Source organism: Pantoea ananatis LMG 2665 (assembly GCF_000710035.2).
In the GTDB taxonomy this organism is placed as follows: domain Bacteria; phylum Pseudomonadota; class Gammaproteobacteria; order Enterobacterales; family Enterobacteriaceae; genus Pantoea; species Pantoea ananatis.
Window position 1 is genome coordinate 134,324 of the sequence record NZ_JMJJ01000009.1, and the last position, 17,415, is coordinate 151,738.

The 17,415-nt window shown below is 54.4% G+C and carries 10 protein-coding genes and 2 pseudogenes; all 12 read left to right on the top strand.

Translation table 11 applies throughout. From position 1 onward, the window contains the following. Positions 1-118: 118 nt before the first annotated feature. A complete protein-coding gene (gene dppB, locus EL29_RS18600; RefSeq protein WP_014607013.1) occupies positions 119-1,138 on the top strand; it encodes a dipeptide ABC transporter permease DppB in 1,020 nt (339 codons plus the stop codon). A gap of 9 nt (positions 1,139-1,147) precedes the next feature. Next, positions 1,148-2,050 (top strand): dipeptide ABC transporter permease DppC, encoded by a 903-nt coding sequence (dppC, locus tag EL29_RS18605; protein WP_013024030.1) that lies wholly within the window; start codon positions 1,148-1,150, stop codon positions 2,048-2,050. Between the two features lie 12 nt (positions 2,051-2,062). Further along, on the top strand, positions 2,063-3,049 hold the full coding sequence (dppD, locus tag EL29_RS18610; protein WP_013024031.1) for a dipeptide ABC transporter ATP-binding protein: 987 nt from the start codon (positions 2,063-2,065) through the stop codon (positions 3,047-3,049). Then, the gene (gene dppF, locus EL29_RS18615) at positions 3,039-4,067 is read left to right on the top strand and encodes a dipeptide ABC transporter ATP-binding subunit DppF (RefSeq protein ID WP_028716126.1); all 1,029 of its coding nucleotides are present in this window, start codon (positions 3,039-3,041) and stop codon (positions 4,065-4,067) included. Before dppD ends, dppF begins: the two co-directional genes overlap by 11 nt. Positions 4,068-4,906: 839 nt before the next feature. Further along, on the top strand, positions 4,907-5,494 hold the full coding sequence (bcsO, locus tag EL29_RS18620) for a cellulose biosynthesis protein BcsO (protein ID WP_013024033.1): 588 nt from the start codon (positions 4,907-4,909) through the stop codon (positions 5,492-5,494). Continuing rightward, positions 5,485-6,288: a cellulose biosynthesis protein BcsQ gene (gene bcsQ / locus EL29_RS18625; RefSeq protein ID WP_014594990.1), complete on the top strand. Its 804-nt coding sequence runs from the start codon at positions 5,485-5,487 to the stop codon at positions 6,286-6,288. Before bcsO ends, bcsQ begins: the two co-directional genes overlap by 10 nt. A gap of 54 nt (positions 6,289-6,342) precedes the next feature. Next, on the top strand, positions 6,343-8,448 hold the full coding sequence (gene bcsA / locus EL29_RS18630; RefSeq protein WP_013024035.1) for a UDP-forming cellulose synthase catalytic subunit: 2,106 nt from the start codon (positions 6,343-6,345) through the stop codon (positions 8,446-8,448). Continuing rightward, complete coding sequence (bcsB, locus tag EL29_RS18635) at positions 8,445-11,276, top strand: cellulose biosynthesis cyclic di-GMP-binding regulatory protein BcsB (protein WP_029571471.1); 2,832 nt, start codon at positions 8,445-8,447, stop codon at positions 11,274-11,276. The genes bcsA and bcsB overlap by 4 nt, the downstream gene beginning before the upstream one ends. Before the next feature lie 11 nt (positions 11,277-11,287). Then, complete coding sequence (locus EL29_RS18640) at positions 11,288-15,094, top strand: cellulose biosynthesis protein BcsC (RefSeq protein WP_028716128.1); 3,807 nt, start codon at positions 11,288-11,290, stop codon at positions 15,092-15,094. Next, a complete protein-coding gene (bcsD, locus tag EL29_RS18645) occupies positions 15,094-15,540 on the top strand; it encodes a cellulose biosynthesis protein BcsD (RefSeq protein ID WP_013024038.1) in 447 nt (148 codons plus the stop codon). Before EL29_RS18640 ends, bcsD begins: the two co-directional genes overlap by 1 nt. 9 nt (positions 15,541-15,549) lie before the next feature. Beyond that, a pseudogene (locus EL29_RS18650) lies at positions 15,550-16,356 on the top strand (family 8 glycosyl hydrolase); the annotation flags it as partial. After that, positions 16,355-17,353 (top strand): annotated as a pseudogene (locus EL29_RS18655) (dicarboxylate/amino acid:cation symporter); the annotation flags it as partial. The pseudogenes EL29_RS18650 and EL29_RS18655, both read left to right, overlap by 2 nt. Between the last annotated feature and the right edge of the window lie 62 nt (positions 17,354-17,415).

The following is a 17,415-nucleotide window of genomic DNA, read 5'->3' on the forward strand; positions in this document are numbered from 1 at the left end:
GCTAATTACTTTTATTAAAGAAGCGCTTCTTGCGTCGCGTCCGGCTGTCGCCGGGTGCGGTTAATGAGCAATGTTATCTCTGGCCAGGGCCAGGGGAAAACGACTGAGAATTACGCCTATGCTGCAGTTCATACTCCGGCGTCTGGGGCTTGTCATCCCAACGTTCATCGGTATTACATTATTGACCTTCGCGTTTGTGCACATGATTCCGGGCGATCCGGTGCTTATCATGGCAGGCGAGCGCGGTATTTCCCCTGAGCGCCATGCTGAATTGATGGCGATGATGGGGCTCGATCAACCCCTGTGGAAGCAGTATCTGCACTATATCTATGGCGTTCTGCATGGGGATTTAGGCATTTCACTGAAAAGCCGCATTCCTGTGTGGACCGAATTCGTTCCGCGCTTTAAAGCCACACTTGAGCTGGGCATCTGCGCCATGATGTTTGCCGTATGCGTAGGGATCCCGGTCGGCGTCATGGCTGCGGTGAAACGTGGCTCGGTGTTTGATCATACCGCGGTGGGCATTTCACTGACCGGATACTCAATGCCGATTTTCTGGTGGGGCATCATGCTGATTATGCTGGTATCTGTTCAGCTTAATCTCACGCCCGTTTCCGGACGTGTTGCAGATACCGTGTTCCTGGATGACAGCCATCCGCTCACCGGTTTCATGCTGATCGATACGTTAATCTGGGGTGAGCCTGGCGACTTCAAAGATGCGGTCATGCACATGATTCTGCCCGCTATCGTGCTGGGTACGATTCCGCTGGCGGTCATCGTACGTATGACGCGTTCTTCCATGCTGGAAGTGCTGGGGGAAGACTATATCCGTACGGCGCGTGCGAAAGGCCTGACGCGTATGCGCGTCATTGTCATTCACGCGCTGCGTAATGCGATGTTGCCGGTTGTCACCGTTATCGGCCTGCAGGTCGGTACGCTGCTGGCAGGCGCAATCCTGACTGAAACCATTTTTTCCTGGCCGGGCCTTGGCCGTTGGTTAATCGAAGCGCTGCAACGCCGTGACTATCCCGTTGTGCAGGGCGGTGTGTTACTGACGGCTATTCTGATCATCCTGGTCAACCTGCTGGTTGATCTGCTGTATGGCGTGGTGAATCCGCGCATACGCCACAAGAAATAAGGGGGCATCATGTCTGTTGTTGATCCCGCAAGCGTAAATGTTGCACCCAAGCCGATGACCCCGATTCAGGAATTCTGGCACTATTTTAAACGTAATAAAGGCGCAGTAACGGGCCTGGTTTATATCGTGTTAATGCTATTGATCGCCATCTTTGCTGACGTCCTGGCGCCGCACGGGCCGGCGGAGCAGTTCCGTGACGCTCTGCTGCATCCGCCTGTCTGGCAGGAAGGCGGAAGCTGGAGCTATATCCTTGGCACTGACGACGTGGGTCGCGATATTTTGTCGCGTCTGATGTATGGCGCCCGCCTGTCATTGCTGGTTGGCTGTATGGTGGTCGTACTGTCGCTGATTTTTGGTGTCATTTTTGGTTTGCTGGCCGGGTATATCGGCGGGGCGGTCGATGCCACCATTATGCGCCTGGTCGATATTATGCTGGCTTTGCCCAGCCTGCTGTTGGCGCTGGTGCTGGTCGCCATTTTTGGCCCGTCGATTGTTAATGCGTCCATTGCGCTAACGTTTGTCGCGCTTCCCCACTATATCCGTCTGACGCGCGCAGCGGTGCTGGTTGAAGTGAACCGGGACTATGTGACGGCTTCCGGTGTAGCGGGGGCAGGCATGTTGCGTCAGATGTTCGTCAACATTTTACCTAACTGTCTGGCACCGTTGATCGTTCAGGCTTCATTAGGCTTTTCCAACGCCATTCTCGATATGGCGGCGTTGGGCTTTCTCGGAATGGGTGCGCAGCCGCCAACGCCGGAGTGGGGCACCATGCTCTCCGACGTCTTACAGTATGCGCAAAGTGCCTGGTGGGTGGTGACGTTCCCTGGATTAGTCATTCTGCTTACCGTGCTGGCATTTAACCTGATGGGCGATGGTTTGCGTGATGCCCTCGACCCGAAACTCAAGCAGTAAAGAGGCACCGAGATGGCATTATTAAATGTAGATAAATTATCGGTGCATTTCGGCGACGATAAGGCACCGTTCCGCGCAGTTGATCGCATTAGCTACCAGGTTGAGCAAGGCCAGGTGGTGGGCATTGTTGGCGAATCCGGCTCGGGTAAATCCGTGAGTTCTCTGGCCATCATGGGATTGATCGATTTTCCCGGAAAAGTCATGGCGGAAAAACTCGAGTTCAATCAACGCGATCTGAAGCGGATTTCTGAAAAAGAACGTCGTCAGTTAGTGGGCGCCGAAGTTGCAATGATTTTTCAGGACCCGATGACCAGCCTGAATCCCTGCTATACCGTGGGCTACCAGATCATGGAAGCCATCAAGGTGCATCAGGGCGGTAATAAAAGCACCCGCCGCCAGCGGGCAATTGACCTCCTGAATCAGGTGGGGATTCCCGACCCCGCTTCGCGTCTGGATGTTTATCCTCATCAGCTTTCGGGCGGGATGAGCCAGCGCGTGATGATCGCCATGGCTATCGCCTGTCGTCCAAAGCTGCTGATTGCTGACGAACCCACAACCGCGCTGGACGTCACAATTCAGGCACAGATCATTGAGTTGTTGCTGGATCTGCAAAGGCAGGAAAACATGGCGCTGATCCTGATTACTCACGATCTGGCGCTGGTAGCGGAAGCCGCACACCACATTATTGTGATGTACGCCGGGCAGGTTGTGGAAAGTGGCAAAGCGACGGATATCTTTAAAGCGCCGCGTCATCCTTACACCCAGGCACTGCTCAGGGCGTTACCGGAATTCGCGGCGGACAAAGCACGGCTGGCCTCATTACCCGGTGTCGTGCCTGGAAAATACGATCGTCCGTCAGGCTGCCTGCTTAATCCGCGCTGCCCTTATGCCAATGACCGCTGCCGTAAAGAAGAACCTGAACTGCGGACGATTCCGGGACGTCAGTCCAAATGTCACTATCCGCTGGACGATGCCGGGAGACCAACTTATGAGTCCTGATAATACAAAGCACGAGTATCTGCTGCAGGCTATCGACCTGAAAAAACACTATCCGGTGAAGAAAGGATTGTTTGGTCAGGAACGCCTGGTTAAAGCGCTGGATGGCGTCTCTTTTAATCTGGAGCGCGGTAAAACGCTGGCGGTTGTCGGAGAGTCTGGCTGCGGTAAATCCACACTGGGCCGTTTACTCACCATGATTGAAACGCCAACAGAAGGTCAGCTTTACTGGCACGGTCAGGATTTGTTAAAACACGATCCCCACGCCCAGAAGCTGCGTCGGCAGAAGATTCAGATCGTCTTTCAGAATCCGTATGGTTCTCTGAATCCACGCAAAAAAGTCAGCCAGATCCTGGAAGAGCCGCTGGTTATCAATACTTCACTCAGTAAAGCGGAACGTCGCGAGAAAACGCTGGAGATGATGGCAAAGGTAGGATTGAAAACCGAGCATTACGATCGTTATCCCCATATGTTTTCGGGTGGCCAACGTCAGCGTATTGCCATTGCCCGTGGCCTGATGCTTGAGCCAGACGTGCTGATTGCTGACGAGCCGGTTTCAGCACTGGACGTGTCCGTACGGGCACAGGTGCTTAATCTGATGATGGATCTGCAGCAAGAGATGGGGCTGTCCTATGTGTTCATTTCTCACGATTTATCCGTGGTCGAGCATATCGCAGATGACGTGATGGTGATGTACCTGGGGCGCTGCGTGGAAAAGGGCAGCAAAGAGGCGATTTTTGCCAATCCACGTCATCCTTACACCCAGGCCCTACTTTCTGCCACGCCGCGGCTCAATCCTGATGAGCGTCGTGAACGTATTAAGCTGACCGGGGAACTCCCCAGCCCGCTGAATCCACCGCCCGGCTGCGCATTCAATGCCCGCTGCCGGCGTCGTTTTGGCACCTGTGTCCAGCTGCAGCCCCAACTCAAGCAGTATGGCGACCAACAGATAGCCTGCTTCGCGGTTGACCAGGATGAAAGCCAGCTAACGGCATCAGTCGAGTCTGCCAGCCAGCCTTAATCAGTGACAGGCGGAATCCTCGTGGGGTTAACCACAGGGATTCCGCCATCACCGCCGTACGTTCATTTCGTTATTCTGTCTGTTTAACGACACAACGTTTTCATTCGCCTTCGCCTGTGAAAGTCCAGCAACGTGCGATGTGCGTTCCAGATTCCGTGCCACATCCTGCCGGCGAAACGTGCTGCCTGGGCGCTGCTGCTGCGCCTCCGAAGCCTGTTCATCAGCGTAACCTTTTCGTACCGGCACAATCATTAGCGGGTGGTCATGAGGGAAAACGAGAGGTCTTCACCCTAATTGATACATTAGCGACATGAACAGGGGCGTTTTCAGTGCCAGCGTTCTACTGTAGCAGGATGAAGTCGCTTTATTTTTTTACCCCGTGGATGGATTAAACAAACCGACCCCTGAGATAAATGTCCTAAAAGATAATGATTTCAACAGCGATCGGTTTTTTAATTAGCGATAATTAGCAGGGTAATACTTTACCAGCCGTAATTTGAAAACACGGAATCTGTCCAGGGAAAAGGCACACCAGCCGGTAAAATGCCGAACCGAACGAAATTTTTTTTGCCTAAAAATACAAAGGGTTGGAACAGCGGCTATCCTGATGTAAGCGATCGCTAAGATGTTAATCACCTGTGAAAATATTTAACTTAAGATGGTCTCAACAATTTTTACGGATATATGTGAAATAGTACTCATTTTTTGCTAAAGAGTAGTGATTAGTATTAAGCTTTCTTATTGAATTCGTCGGTTTTGTAATCAGAATTATCTCACTGTGTTTAAATTATTATGATATATTCCTGGAAAAATCCCCCCTTAGTTGTAGGCCAGGGTCTATGAAAAATTACGACGACTTGCAGCGTTTTAAGGAAAAGACAAAAACGCTCGACATCGCCTTTCAGGATATGTCAGGCCAATCGCAGGAAGCGGCGGATAAAAGCAAATGGTCTCTCATTCGTCAACTGGCGAGCGAAGACCAGCACATGCCTTTTAGTGGGGGACAACGTATTGATCTGCCTCAGCCCCAGCCGATTCAGGGTGACGAATTCAGCATGCCTGAGGTGACGGAGCGTTCTCAGCCTGTCACGCCGCCTGCTGCTGTGTCTTCGCATTCTATTATGGATAGCCTGACCAATAGCGAACCCGATGTTGACGTTGTGGCGCCCGTTGCCCCTTCTTCTGCCTCACCTCTCTTCCCGGCTCCCTCCGCGCAGTCTGTTGCACAGGATGCGGTGAGGGTTTCGCCCGTAACTGAGAAAGAAACGCGGATACCACAGGTAACGGCGCAGCCGAATACTGACGTTCCTGCCACAGATCATAGCCGTTTTAGCGGGCTCTTCCGCGCGCGCAGCAGTGGGTCAGAAAATTTACCAAAAGAAACGTTATTAAAACCGCTACTGGAGAAGATTGCCTTATGCCGTTAGTTTGTGTGTGCTCGCCCAAAGGTGGGGTGGGGAAAACGACGTTGGCAGCGAATCTGGCCTGGAGTCTGGCCCGTTCAGGTAGCAAAGTGTTAGCAATCGATTTTGATGTTCAGAACGCCCTGCGCCTTCATTTTGGCGTGCCGCTGCACGATGGACGCGGCTTTGTTGCGCGCTCGGAGGAACAGGCGGACTGGAGCCAGTCTATTCTGACTACCGGCGGAAATATTTTTGTCCTGCCCTACGGCAACGTGACCGAATCCCAGCGCGAACGGTTTGAAGAAAACCTGACCAAAGATCCTCACTTCATTAAGCGCGGCCTCGACACGTTACTGAACTATCCCGGTCTGGTCATGGTCGCGGATTTTCCGCCGGGCCCCAGCCCTGCGCTTAAAGCGATAAAGACCTTAGCCGATATGCATCTGGTCGTGATGTTGGCCGATACCGCCTCAGTATCGTTATTACCGCATATTGAAGAAAATCGCCTGATTGGTCAGCCGCTGAACAGTAAACACGGACATTATTTTGTTCTGAATCAGTGCGACAATCGCCGGAATATTAATCGTGACGTGACGGCTTTTATTCAGCAACGTCTCGGCGATAATCTTTTGGGCCAGATTCATCGCGATGAAAGTGTGGGTGAAGCGAATGCCTCACAGCAATCTGTTTATGATTTCAGCCCGTCATCCGCCGCTGCCTTTGATATTGAACTGATCGCTAAACGCGTCGCCAGTATTCTGAATGTCAATGTAGGGAATGGCGAAGTTCAGGCACAGATTCACACCAGCAACTATTAAATGTAATGACCTGGCCAGGCCAGGTTTAAAAAAACAGCTCTTTCAGGGTGGAACATGGGTAAAATCGGGTTTTACCTGCTGCTGCTGGTGCTTGCACCTGTTGCTGCGGTGATCATTATCACGCCAATGGATAGCCAAAAGCAGTATATTTTTGGCTTGATAAGCATCGGTATGGTGTTTTTATTGGGGGTCAGTAAAAGCCGTAAAATAACGGTCGTAATGGTTATTCTTTCCGCCCTGATGTCGTCCCGATATATATGGTGGCGAACAACGGAAACCCTGTATTTTAATTCTGAAATCGAAGCGATACTTGGCATCGGCTTATATATTGCTGAGCTGTACGTCTGGCTGATTTTAATCCTGGGTTTCCTGCAAACCACATGGCCATTAAAACGTACTATTGAACCCTTGCCAGAAGACACCCACTTATGGCCAACGGTCGATGTCTATATCCCGACATATAATGAAAGCCTCGACGTGGTGCGCGACACGGTTCTGGCTGCCCAGTGCATCGACTATCCACGCGATAAAATTAAGGTTTACCTGCTTGATGATGGTAAACGCAGAGAATTTGCCGTTTTCGCTGCCGATGTGGGAGTGGGCTATATCACTCGTGATGATAACAGCCATGCTAAAGCGGGTAATCTTAATCACGCGATGAAGATTACCAAAGGGGAGCTGATTTGCGTCTTTGACTGTGACCACGTCGCCACCCGGACTTTCCTGCAGGCAACGGTGGGGCCGTTTTTGAAAGATCCTAAGCTGGCACTGTTGCAGACGCCACACTACTTTTACTCGCCGGATCCGTTTGAGCGTAACCTGAGTGCCGCTCGCAGTATTCCTAATGAGGGATCGCTGTTCTATGGCCCGGTTCAGCAGGGTAACGACAACTGGAACGCGACCTTCTTCTGTGGTTCCTGTGCTGTAATTCGTCGTTCAGCTCTGGAAGAGATCGGCGGCTTCGCAGTAGAAACGGTTACCGAAGATGCGCACACCGCGCTGAAAATGCAGCGTCTGGGTTGGGGATCCGCGTTTCTGGCGATTCCGCTGGCTGCTGGCCTGGCGACCGAGCGCCTCGGGCTGCACGTTATTCAACGTACACGCTGGGCCCGTGGTATGACGCAGATTTTTCGCGTGGATAACCCGCTGTTCGGCCGTGGCTTAAAATGGCAACAGCGGCTGTGCTACCTGAATGCCATGTTGCATTTCCAGTTTGGTCTGCCGCGAGTGGTCTTCCTGACCGCGCCGCTTGCCTATCTGCTGTTTAATCTGAATATCATCCATTCGTCGGCGTCGCTGATTTTCGCCTACGTTTTGCCGCATCTTGTCCTCTCCTTGTATGTTAACTCACGCATGAATGGCCGTTTCCGTTACACCTTCTGGGGTGAAATCTATGAAACGGTCATGTGCTTTCATCTGGTCATCCCGACTATCCTCACGTTGCTTTCACCCAAACACGGAAAATTTAACGTGACGGATAAGGGCGGCGTACTGGATCAGGGATTCTTTGATTTCCATATCGTTCGTCCTCACGTCATCGTTGCATTTCTGCTCAGCATCGGCATTGTGGCGGGCATCGTGCGCGCCACCATGCATGACTATTTTGGCGTGGATCCCTACGTGATTGCGCTCAACGTCGGGTGGGCAGTCTTTAGCTTAATCATTTTGATGGCAGCCATTGCCGTGGCACGCGAAACCAAGCAGGTACGAAAAACGATTCGTATCGAGGTACAGATTCCGGCCATTATCCACTATGCCAGCGGCATCTCATCCCGCACGATGACCAGCGATCTGTCGATGGGCGGCGCGAATCTGGATGCGCCAGATAATCGTCATGAGCACGATACGATTGAAGAGATCGATCTGATACTGAAATCAGGCACCATTACTATTCCGGCGACCAAAATATCGGGCGATGAAGAAAGCATTCGTCTGAGCTTTGGTGCCATGCCGTTGGCACGTCGCCGCGAACTGGTGCGCGTGGTACTGGCGCGTGCCGATGCGTGGATCCAGCCTGAATATAAGCAGGACAATCCGTTAACCTCTCTGGGCACCATCATTCGAACGGTTTTTGAACTGTTCTGGCTGACCTGGCGAGATCGTCGTGAGAAGCGTAAGAGCGGCCCAGACGTTGCGGCGAAAGAGGACAGCGCAGTATGAGGATCTTGATACAGTCGATGCTGGCCGGTTCTCTCTCGGCGGTGCTGTGGGTCATTCCGGCCTCGGCTGAAACGCCCCTTGCAGACAACAGTGTGATGCCAAACAGCAGTGCGGCACCAAATAACAGCGCGGCTCCGACCGACAGTGCGGTACCGCATAACAGTGCGGCTCCGACCGACAGTGCAGTACCGAATAACAGTGCGGCTCCGAGCGACAGTGCGGTACCAAATAACAGTGCGGCGTCGGTACCGAATAACAGTGTGGCGCCAAATAACAGCGCGGCCCCGGGCAGCGACCCTGCACTTAGCAGCCAGATCACGCCTGCGGACAGCAGTGCGGCGGATAACCGCTCGGCATCGAGTGTTGCGACTGGCGCGCCTGAGAACAGTACGGTATCTGCCAGCCCGACGGCGCCCGTTAAGGGTGCCGCCGTTGCCGATTCGGCCACACAGATCGGAGAAAAGGTTCCCGCAACGGCGGATGCACAGCCTGCCGGCAGCGCTTCGCCCGTCACTCAGGACAGCAGCGCGTTATCCAGCGTGCCACCGCCAGCCGGCCTCGGTAATGCGGAAACGGGTCTGGAGGCCGCCGCAGGCGAAACGCCCTACAGACCAGGCCAGGCCGCTTCCTCCGTCGACACAACCTCAATGGTCAGCAGCATGCTCAACCAGCCGGTGAGCAGCACGCTAAACGTGGCACAGATGGGACAACGTCAGGGCATTACGCTGACTGGCGGACAACTGCAGTCAGGCATCATTTTTACCCTACCGGGCGACGAGGTGGTGACCAACGCGCGTCTCAACCTGTCCCTGCGCGTTTCCCAGGCGCTCGCCGCGCGCAATACCTCATTGCAGCTGATGTTAAACGGACAGCCGCTTGGCACGCTGCCGCTGGGGTCGGGTGACAGCGATGAAAGCGATTATCAGCTGGACATTCCGGCAGCGATGATTGTGTCCAGTAACAATTTGAGTTTCAAAATTAACGACGCGGACAAGCTGCTGTGTGAAAAAGACAGCGCAGAGCAGTACCAGGTCACTATTCTGCCTAAAACGATGCTGAGCCTTGAAGGCCAGCAGTTAAATATTGGCACCAGCCTGCGTAATTTCCCGCGTCCATTTATCGATCCTCAGCGTATGACTGCGGCTGACGTGACGTTTAGCTTTGCCGACAATGTCACGCCGGATACGGTGACTGCGGCGGTGCTGGTGGCCTCCTGGTTGGGTATTCAGAGTGATTATCGTGGCATCCATTTTCCTGTCGTGCGCGGTAATCTGCCGGAAAAAAACGGCATCCTGTTTGGTCATCCTGGTGACAGGATCGGTACGCTAACCTTCCCAGCCAGTCGTGGTCCATCCCTGCAGATGGTCGATAATCCGGGTAATCCGGTTTATAAGCTCCTGCTGGTCAGTGGCGAAGATGAAAGTCAGCTGCGCCAGGCCGCTTATCGTCTGACCACCCAGCCACTGGCGACCGATAGCAACAGCATGCAGGTCAAACCGCAGTCCATTGTCCTGCGCAGTCCTTACGATGCGCCGCACTGGATCAATACGACGCATCCCGTGCGACTGAGTGAACTGCTGCGTAAAGATCAAAGCCTGACGGCGACCGGCATCTGGCACGATGCTATGCGGGTGAATTTCCGCGCTGCACCCGACCTGTTCCTCTGGGATGGCGATACGGTCCCACTCTATTTGCACTACCGTTTCCCGTCGGAAAACTGGATTGACGAGAAAAACTCGCTGCTTAACGTCACGTTGAACGGCACGTTTTTGCGCAATCTGACGGTGAATAAAGTGGGCTTACTTGAAAGCGCCTGGCATCGCTTAGGGGGAGATGCGCGTCAGGAACATTACCAGATTAACCTTGATCCCTATTTGATTTATGGCGACAACCAGTTGGCGCTTTATTTTAACATCAAGCCTAAAGCCGATGCGCCCTGCGGCGTTTTGCTGAACAACAATATCAAAAGTCGAATCGAAGACGATTCCTGGATTGATCTCAGCCACACGCGGCATTTCAGTATGCTGCCCAATCTCTCCTATTTTGTGGGTGCCTCTTTCCCGTTTTCCCGGCTGGCTGACTTTTCGCAAACCACGCTGCTGTTGCCTGAAAATCCAAGCGATGCGGAGATCTCAACACTGTTAAACCTGTCTGCCAGGGCAGGAAATGCTACCGGCGTGGCGCTGGCACAAAATCAGGTTCTGTTTGGTCTGCCAGTCGGCGGCAATAACCTGGCTCGCGTTCAGCAAAGTGACATACTGGCAGTGAGCACGACAGGCAACAGTGCGTTTAACCAGGCGATGCTGGCGAACTCCCCGTACGAGGCCAACGGCAGTGCGTTAGGGGTTAAAGAGCCGTCTGCGCTCGAAAAATTACGTAGCTGGCTGGTGGGCGACTGGTATCGCCAGCCGCTGGATGCCGATCGCTACTTCTCTTCGAATGAGTCCTGGCGTGGGTTTCTGAGCTACCGCTCAATGTGGAATCCGGATCGTCTGGTGGTCATGGCAGTGGCGACCAGCGACGATCAACTGCTGCGCCTGCACGGTGATTTAGGCTCGGCCCGCATCAACGCGGCGGTACGCGGTGATACGGCGATTATCACCGATGAGAACGGTATCCGGAGTTTCCGGGTGGGGCCACAGTTCCCTAGCGGCGAGATGCCGTGGTACATGATGGTGGTGTGGTACGCGAATCAGCATTCGGTATTAATGGCGCTGGCTGCACTGCTGTTCTCCGCCATCGTGGGGAGTGCCGCGTGGGTGATGCTGAAACGACATGCGTCGCGGCGTCTACAGTCAAAACACAATCGCGATGCCGGTAAGAAGTAAGGGTCATCATAATGAATAAAAACCAAATCAGCGCCGGTATCTGTCGTGCGTTGTTACTGGGCGGGGCGCTCTCGCTGTCTTTGCCATTGCAGGCGGCGGAGAGCAGCAACCCGGCCTTGCAGGCGCTCTTTGATCAGGCGGCCTACTGGCATCAAAAGGCTCATGACGACCTGGCGAAAGCGTCACTGCAAAAAGTGCTCATGGTTGAGCCGAACAATACTCAGGCGCTTTATCTGCTGGCGCTCTATTCGCAACAAAGCGGTGACAACGCAGGAGCGATGCAGTATCGCACGCGTCTCAGTCAGGTTTCACCTGACAATCCGCACCTTGCTGAACTGGATAATGCCCGTCAGTTGCAGACGATTCCCCAGGCGCAACTCTCGCTGGCCCGTCAGCAGGCCAGAAGCGGAAATATTGCGGCGGCCTTGCAGACCTGGCGCAATACCTTTAGCGGCAACGAACCGCCCGCCAGCGTGGCTGCCGAATATTATCTGACCATGGCCGGCGATCGCACGCTGCTGCCACAGGCGATTGAAGCGTTGCGCGAGTTTTCAGCCCAGCATCCTCAGGATACGGGGGCCAAACTGGCGTTGGGCAAGGCGCTGACTTATCAGGACTCGACCCGACGTGAAGGCATTGACTTGCTGAGTACGCTGGCAAGTGGCAATCAGGATGCCGATCGTTCTCTTCGTCAGGCGCTGTTGTGGCTGGGTCCACAGGCATCGGATGCCTCGCTTTACCAGACCTGGCAGCAGCGACATCCCCAGGATAATGCGGTAATGGACTATTACCGCAAGAACGTGGGCGGAGCCGAAAAAGGCGCGGGATTTAGCGCGCTTAACAGCGGCGACGTGAACACGGCAGAAAGCAATTTCGGCAAAGTGTTACAGGCTAACCCGCAGGATGCGGATGCGCTGGCCGGGATGGGATACGTCGCGCAGCGAGAAGGCCGTTATCAGGACGCAGCGGATTATCTGCAGCGCGCGGCGCAACTGGGTGGCGATCAAAGCGCCGATCGCCAGAAGCAGGCTGCTGATGCGCGTTTTTATGCGCAGTTAGCCAGCGCCCAGCAGGCCTTTAAAAATGGCGACAGCGCGCAGGCACTGGCGCTGAGCGAACCGCTGACGCATGCCGAAGGTGAGAAGGGCGTTGCGGCCGGCTTATTCCGTGCCGATATTTTGCGCCGCAGTAATCAGCCCGATCAGGCAGAGCAGGCTTACCGCGCGATTCTGAAAACCGATCCCGATAACCGGAGCGCACGCGAAGGATTGTTCTACGTGCTGCGTCAGCAGAACCGCAGCGCTGAAGCCAATACGTTACTGGCCTCATTGCCGGAAAGCGTCAGGCAAAGTGTGGCGCCGCGAGGCAGCAGCGTTGATCCGATTCGCCAGCAGGCGAAACGTCAGGTCGCGGCAGGCAATATCAATGCCGCGATTGCCACCCTGCAGCAAGGTATCCAGCGTTATCCGCAGGATGGCTGGTTACGCCTCGACCTCGCCCGCCTTTATCGCCAGCAAGGGAATACCCTGCTGGCGGCAGGCGTCATGCAGCCGGTGATGCGGAGTGGTGCCAGCACCACGGAACGCTATGCGGGCGCTATCAACGCCAGTGAAAGTGGAGCCTGGCAGCAGGCAAGTTCCCTGTTGGCGGGTATCCCTGCCCGCGAGCAAAACCGTGATATGCGGGAACTGGCGCAGCGTGTGAATTTCAATTTGCAAATGGCCACGGCCGACCAGTATCTGGCGCAAGGATCGAATGCCGCAGCGGCAAACACGCTGAAAGCGCTGGCGGTGAATCCGCCTGATAATCCTGTTGATGCCGGGAACCTGGCACAAAAGCTGGCCAAGGCCGGCGATATCAACAGTGCGGTGGCGGTGGTTCGCGGAAATATGCAGCGCGGTGTTCAGGGGAATGCCGGAGATTATGCCGCTCAGATAGCCGTACTGAATCAGGCCGGGCTGGACAATGAGGCACAACGTTTTCTTAGCCTGCCCGAACTGCAGACACGCAGTACACCAAAGCAGCTGGCAGAGATACGTGAAGGTTACCTGATTAACGACGTTGATCGGCTGCGACAGCAGAAGCAGTATGCAGCTGCCTACGATAAGCTGATTGGTGCACTGCAGCGCGATCCGCAGAACCGTGATTTGATGTTCGCCATGGCCCGTCTGTATCAGGACGGCAAAATGAATAAAGACGCGGGCGTCGTCTACGACTATTTGATGACCCAGGATACGCCATCCCAGGATGCGCGCGTTGGCGCAATCAATGTCGCGCTGGCACAAAATAACGTGCAGCGTGCCAATGAACTGGCAAAAGGACTGACGTCGAGCCAGACGCCACAGCGTCAGTTGCTCCTGGCGCAGGTCGCCGAGGCCAATGGCGATCACATGCAGGCCATGCGCTATCTACGCTCGGCGCGCGGTCAGATTATTGGTTTGCAAGGCGCACAGCCGGGTGCCACGCCGACCATTGGCGGACTGGCCCTGGCCGACAATCCCTTTATCAATCGCAGTACCTCGCCCGTGGGGCGCACGCCGTCCAGCTATGGCACCGTGCTGCCGTGGCAGGTTGCGCCGGTATCCGCAGAGGGCGCGCAGGAGGGCACCCTGGCCAGTGCCAACACGGTTTCCTCTCAGCAAGCTCAGACGCTGCACGATGTTGACGCCATGATGGAGAGGTTGCAGGAAAAGACCGGCACCTGGGCGCAGGGCACCGTGCAGGTGCGCGGGCGTGACGGTGAGTCAGGGTTGAGTCAGTTAACGGAAGCCAAAGCACCGCTGACCTTCTCTACCGTGCCGTTTGGCGATGCGCGTTTCAACTTTACCATGACACCCGTTTCACTCACGGCGGGTAGCGGTGCAGGCGATGCCTGGCGTCGCTTTGGCACGAATGCGCTGGAGCAGGGCAAAGTGGTCGCGGCCGGTCTTGCCAAAGTCGACGATGTCCCGACTGCCACAACAGATTCGCAAAGCGCATCCGGTGTGGAGCTGAATCTTGCCCTTCAGGGCGACAGCTATAAAGTCGATCTGGGCAGCACGCCACTGGGCCAGGATCTCAATACGCTGGTGGGAGGGGTGCAATGGTCGCCGAAACTCACGGATTTCCTGACGCTGATTCTGACCGGTGAGCGCCGGGCTATTACCGACAGCCTGCTGTCTTATGTTGGCGCGGAAGACAAATCCAGCGGCAAACGTTGGGGGAACGTCACCAAAAACGGCGGCAATGCGCTTCTGAGTTATGACAACGGCGATGCCGGATTATTTGTCGGGGCAGGCGCTTACAGCTACGTGGGGAATAACGTGGCCAGTAACAATAACCTGCAAGCCAATGCGGGTGTTTATGTCCGTCCTTTCTATGCTGACGATCGTGAACTAAAGGTCGGCATGAGCCTGTCCTGGATGAATTTCTCGAAAAACCTCAGCTACTTTAGCTATGGTCAGGGCGGTTATTTCAGCCCTCAGGACTATGCGTCGATTTCTTTCCCAGTCGACTTCTCACGCACGTTTGACGATCTTAAAGTTAACATTGGCGGCGCAGTGGGTTACCAGAGCTACAGTCAGGATAAAAGTGCTTATTTCCCGGGCGATGCGGGCCGTCAGGCGCAGCTGGAGCAGCTGGCTGCCAATGGCAATGTGAAAAGCGCCTTCTATGACGGCAACAGTAAAAACGGTGTAGGTTATAACCTGCATGCGGGCGCGGATTACAAAATTGATAAAGATGTCACGATTGGCGGACAGCTGGGTTATGACACCTTTGGTGACTATAACGAGAGCACGGCGCAGCTCTATTTCCGTTATTTATTCGGAGAGAAGTAATGAGTGAAGCATTTAGCGGGATGACCCACCCGTATCAGCCTGGCTGGTTTGATCTGGTCAGCGTTATGGTCGAAGGAATGATCGCCAACGCAGGCCAGGAGCAGGCGGAGGCGTTTCTACACAGCATGGGCGAATCGCTGGCGACACGCTATCCTTTACCTGAATCGCGTACGGTGCAGGATTTCGAACGAGAAGTGAACCTGCAGCTGGCCCGGTTCAGTTGGGGATTTGTGCAGTTACAGCCGCAGGAAAACGCCCTGTTGATTAAGCATCATGCTCTGCCTGTCGGCGACAGCACACAGTCGGTCGCTCACTGGCAGGCGGCATTGAGCGCCATCCTGGCGGGGATGTTTTCCGGCTGGCTTCAGGGCCAGGGCGGCAGTAAAACCGTACCGGTTGTGCTGGAGCTGAACGATGGTCATACCATGCATTTTCGATATCAATAAGGTGCTCTGATGAGAGTTAAGCCAGTGTGGTCCGGTATTCTGGTCTTGTTTATGATGTTTTTTAGCACCCAGGCGATGGCAAGTGGTTGGGATACCTATAAAAGCCGCTTTCTTCAGTCAGACGGACGCATTATTGATACGGCAAATAATAATGTCAGTCACACGGAAGGCCAGGGTTACGGCATGTTGCTGGCGGTTGCTTATAACGATCGCGCGACCTTCGATAAACTCTGGAAGTGGACGCGCACGAACCTGCGCAATCCGCAAAACGATCTGTTCTACTGGCGCTACATTCCTGATGCACAGGATCCTGTCGCGGATAAAAATAACGCGTCCGATGGCGATGTGCTGATTGCATGGGCGTTGCAACGGGCAGCGCAAAAATGGAATGCAAGCGATTATCAGCAGGAATCGGACCGCATTCAGCGTGCGATAGTCAAACTCGATGTGACGAACTTCGGTGGCTACACCGTAATGATGCCGGGCGCGCAGGGATTCAATAAGAACAGCTATGTGGTTTTGAATCCCTCTTATTTCCTGTTTGTCGCCTGGCAGGAGTTCGGCCAGCGCAGCCATTTGCAGGTCTGGAACAAGCTGATTGACGGCGGGATGGCGCTGCTGGGCAAGATGCATTTTGGCAACAGCGATCTGCCGCTTGACTGGGTCGCGCTGAACGCCGATGGCTCCGTCGCGCCCGCGGTGGGTTATTCAAATCGCTTTAGTTACGATGCCATCCGCGTGCCGCTGAATATCTGGTGGTACGATCCGCAAAGCCTGGCGCTGGGGCCTTTCCAGCGACTATGGCAGGGCTATGGTTGTACAGCCTGGTGTGGGCATGAACGTTGATCCCGCGACGCTGGATGCGAAAGCTGTGGCTATTTATGCCCAGCAGGCCGAGCAGCAAGGCATCGTTGCCTTCCTACTGGATGTGATTCCGGGCAGCGTGATTGGTGCTTTTGCCAGCGGTAACATTTTGCAGGTCCTGTTATTTGCCGTCCTGTTCGGTTTTGCGCTGCATCGTCTGGGCAACACGGGCACGTTAATTTTCAACGTGATCGAAAGCTTCTCCAAAGTGATTTTTGGCATCATCAATATGATCATGCGCCTTGCGCCTATCGGGGCATTTGGTGCCATGGCCTTTACCATCGGTAAATATGGCGTAGGTTCACTGGTCCAGCTTGGACAGCTGATTATCTGCTTCTATATCACCTGTATTCTGTTTGTGGTGGTGGTGCTGGGACTCATCGCTCGCGTCTTCGGTGGCTTCAGCATCTTTAAATTCATTGCCTATATCAAAGAAGAGCTGCTGATTGTACTGGGCACCTCTTCATCGGAATCTGCACTGCCACGTATGCTGGATAAGATGGAACGGCTGGGTTGTAAGAAGTCCGTGGTGGGGTTGGTGATTCCAACAGGATATTCCTTTAACCTGGACGGAACCTCAATCTACCTGACGATGGCGGCTGTCTTTATCGCCCAGGCCACCAATGCCCACATGGATATCTTCCATCAAATTACGCTGCTGGTCGTGCTACTGCTGTCTTCCAAGGGCGCAGCCGGGGTAACGGGCAGTGGGTTTATTGTGCTGGCGGCAACGCTTTCAGCAGTAGGACATTTACCGGTTGCTGGCCTGGCGCTGATTTTAGGTATTGACCGCTTTATGTCCGAAGCGCGTGCGCTGACCAATCTGGTCGGTAACGGCGTCGCCACGGTGGTGGTGGCAAAATGGGTTGATCAGCTGGATAAAAAACAGCTGGGTGACACGCTGGCGGGCAAAAATAAGGCAGAAAATCCCTCAGAATCTGCGATTTAACCTTTGAATGTGATTTAATCCTCTCAAATGCCCGCTGTCACTTGCCCTGACAGCGGGCATTT

What these genes read in the sequence shown, in the direction of transcription:
- dppB (WP_014607013.1), top strand. Translation starts at nt 119, where the DNA reads ATGCTGCAGTTCATACTCCGGCGTCTGGGGCTTGTCATCCCAACGTTC.
- dppC (WP_013024030.1), top strand. Translation starts at nt 1,148, where the DNA reads ATGTCTGTTGTTGATCCCGCAAGCGTAAATGTTGCACCCAAGCCGATG.
- dppD (WP_013024031.1), top strand. Translation starts at nt 2,063, where the DNA reads ATGGCATTATTAAATGTAGATAAATTATCGGTGCATTTCGGCGACGAT.
- dppF (WP_028716126.1), top strand. Translation starts at nt 3,039, where the DNA reads ATGAGTCCTGATAATACAAAGCACGAGTATCTGCTGCAGGCTATCGAC.
- bcsO (WP_013024033.1), top strand. Translation starts at nt 4,907, where the DNA reads ATGAAAAATTACGACGACTTGCAGCGTTTTAAGGAAAAGACAAAAACG.
- bcsQ (WP_014594990.1), top strand. Translation starts at nt 5,485, where the DNA reads ATGCCGTTAGTTTGTGTGTGCTCGCCCAAAGGTGGGGTGGGGAAAACG.
- bcsA (WP_013024035.1), top strand. Translation starts at nt 6,343, where the DNA reads ATGGGTAAAATCGGGTTTTACCTGCTGCTGCTGGTGCTTGCACCTGTT.
- bcsB (WP_029571471.1), top strand. Translation starts at nt 8,445, where the DNA reads ATGAGGATCTTGATACAGTCGATGCTGGCCGGTTCTCTCTCGGCGGTG.
- EL29_RS18640 (WP_028716128.1), top strand. Translation starts at nt 11,288, where the DNA reads ATGAATAAAAACCAAATCAGCGCCGGTATCTGTCGTGCGTTGTTACTG.
- bcsD (WP_013024038.1), top strand. Translation starts at nt 15,094, where the DNA reads ATGAGTGAAGCATTTAGCGGGATGACCCACCCGTATCAGCCTGGCTGG.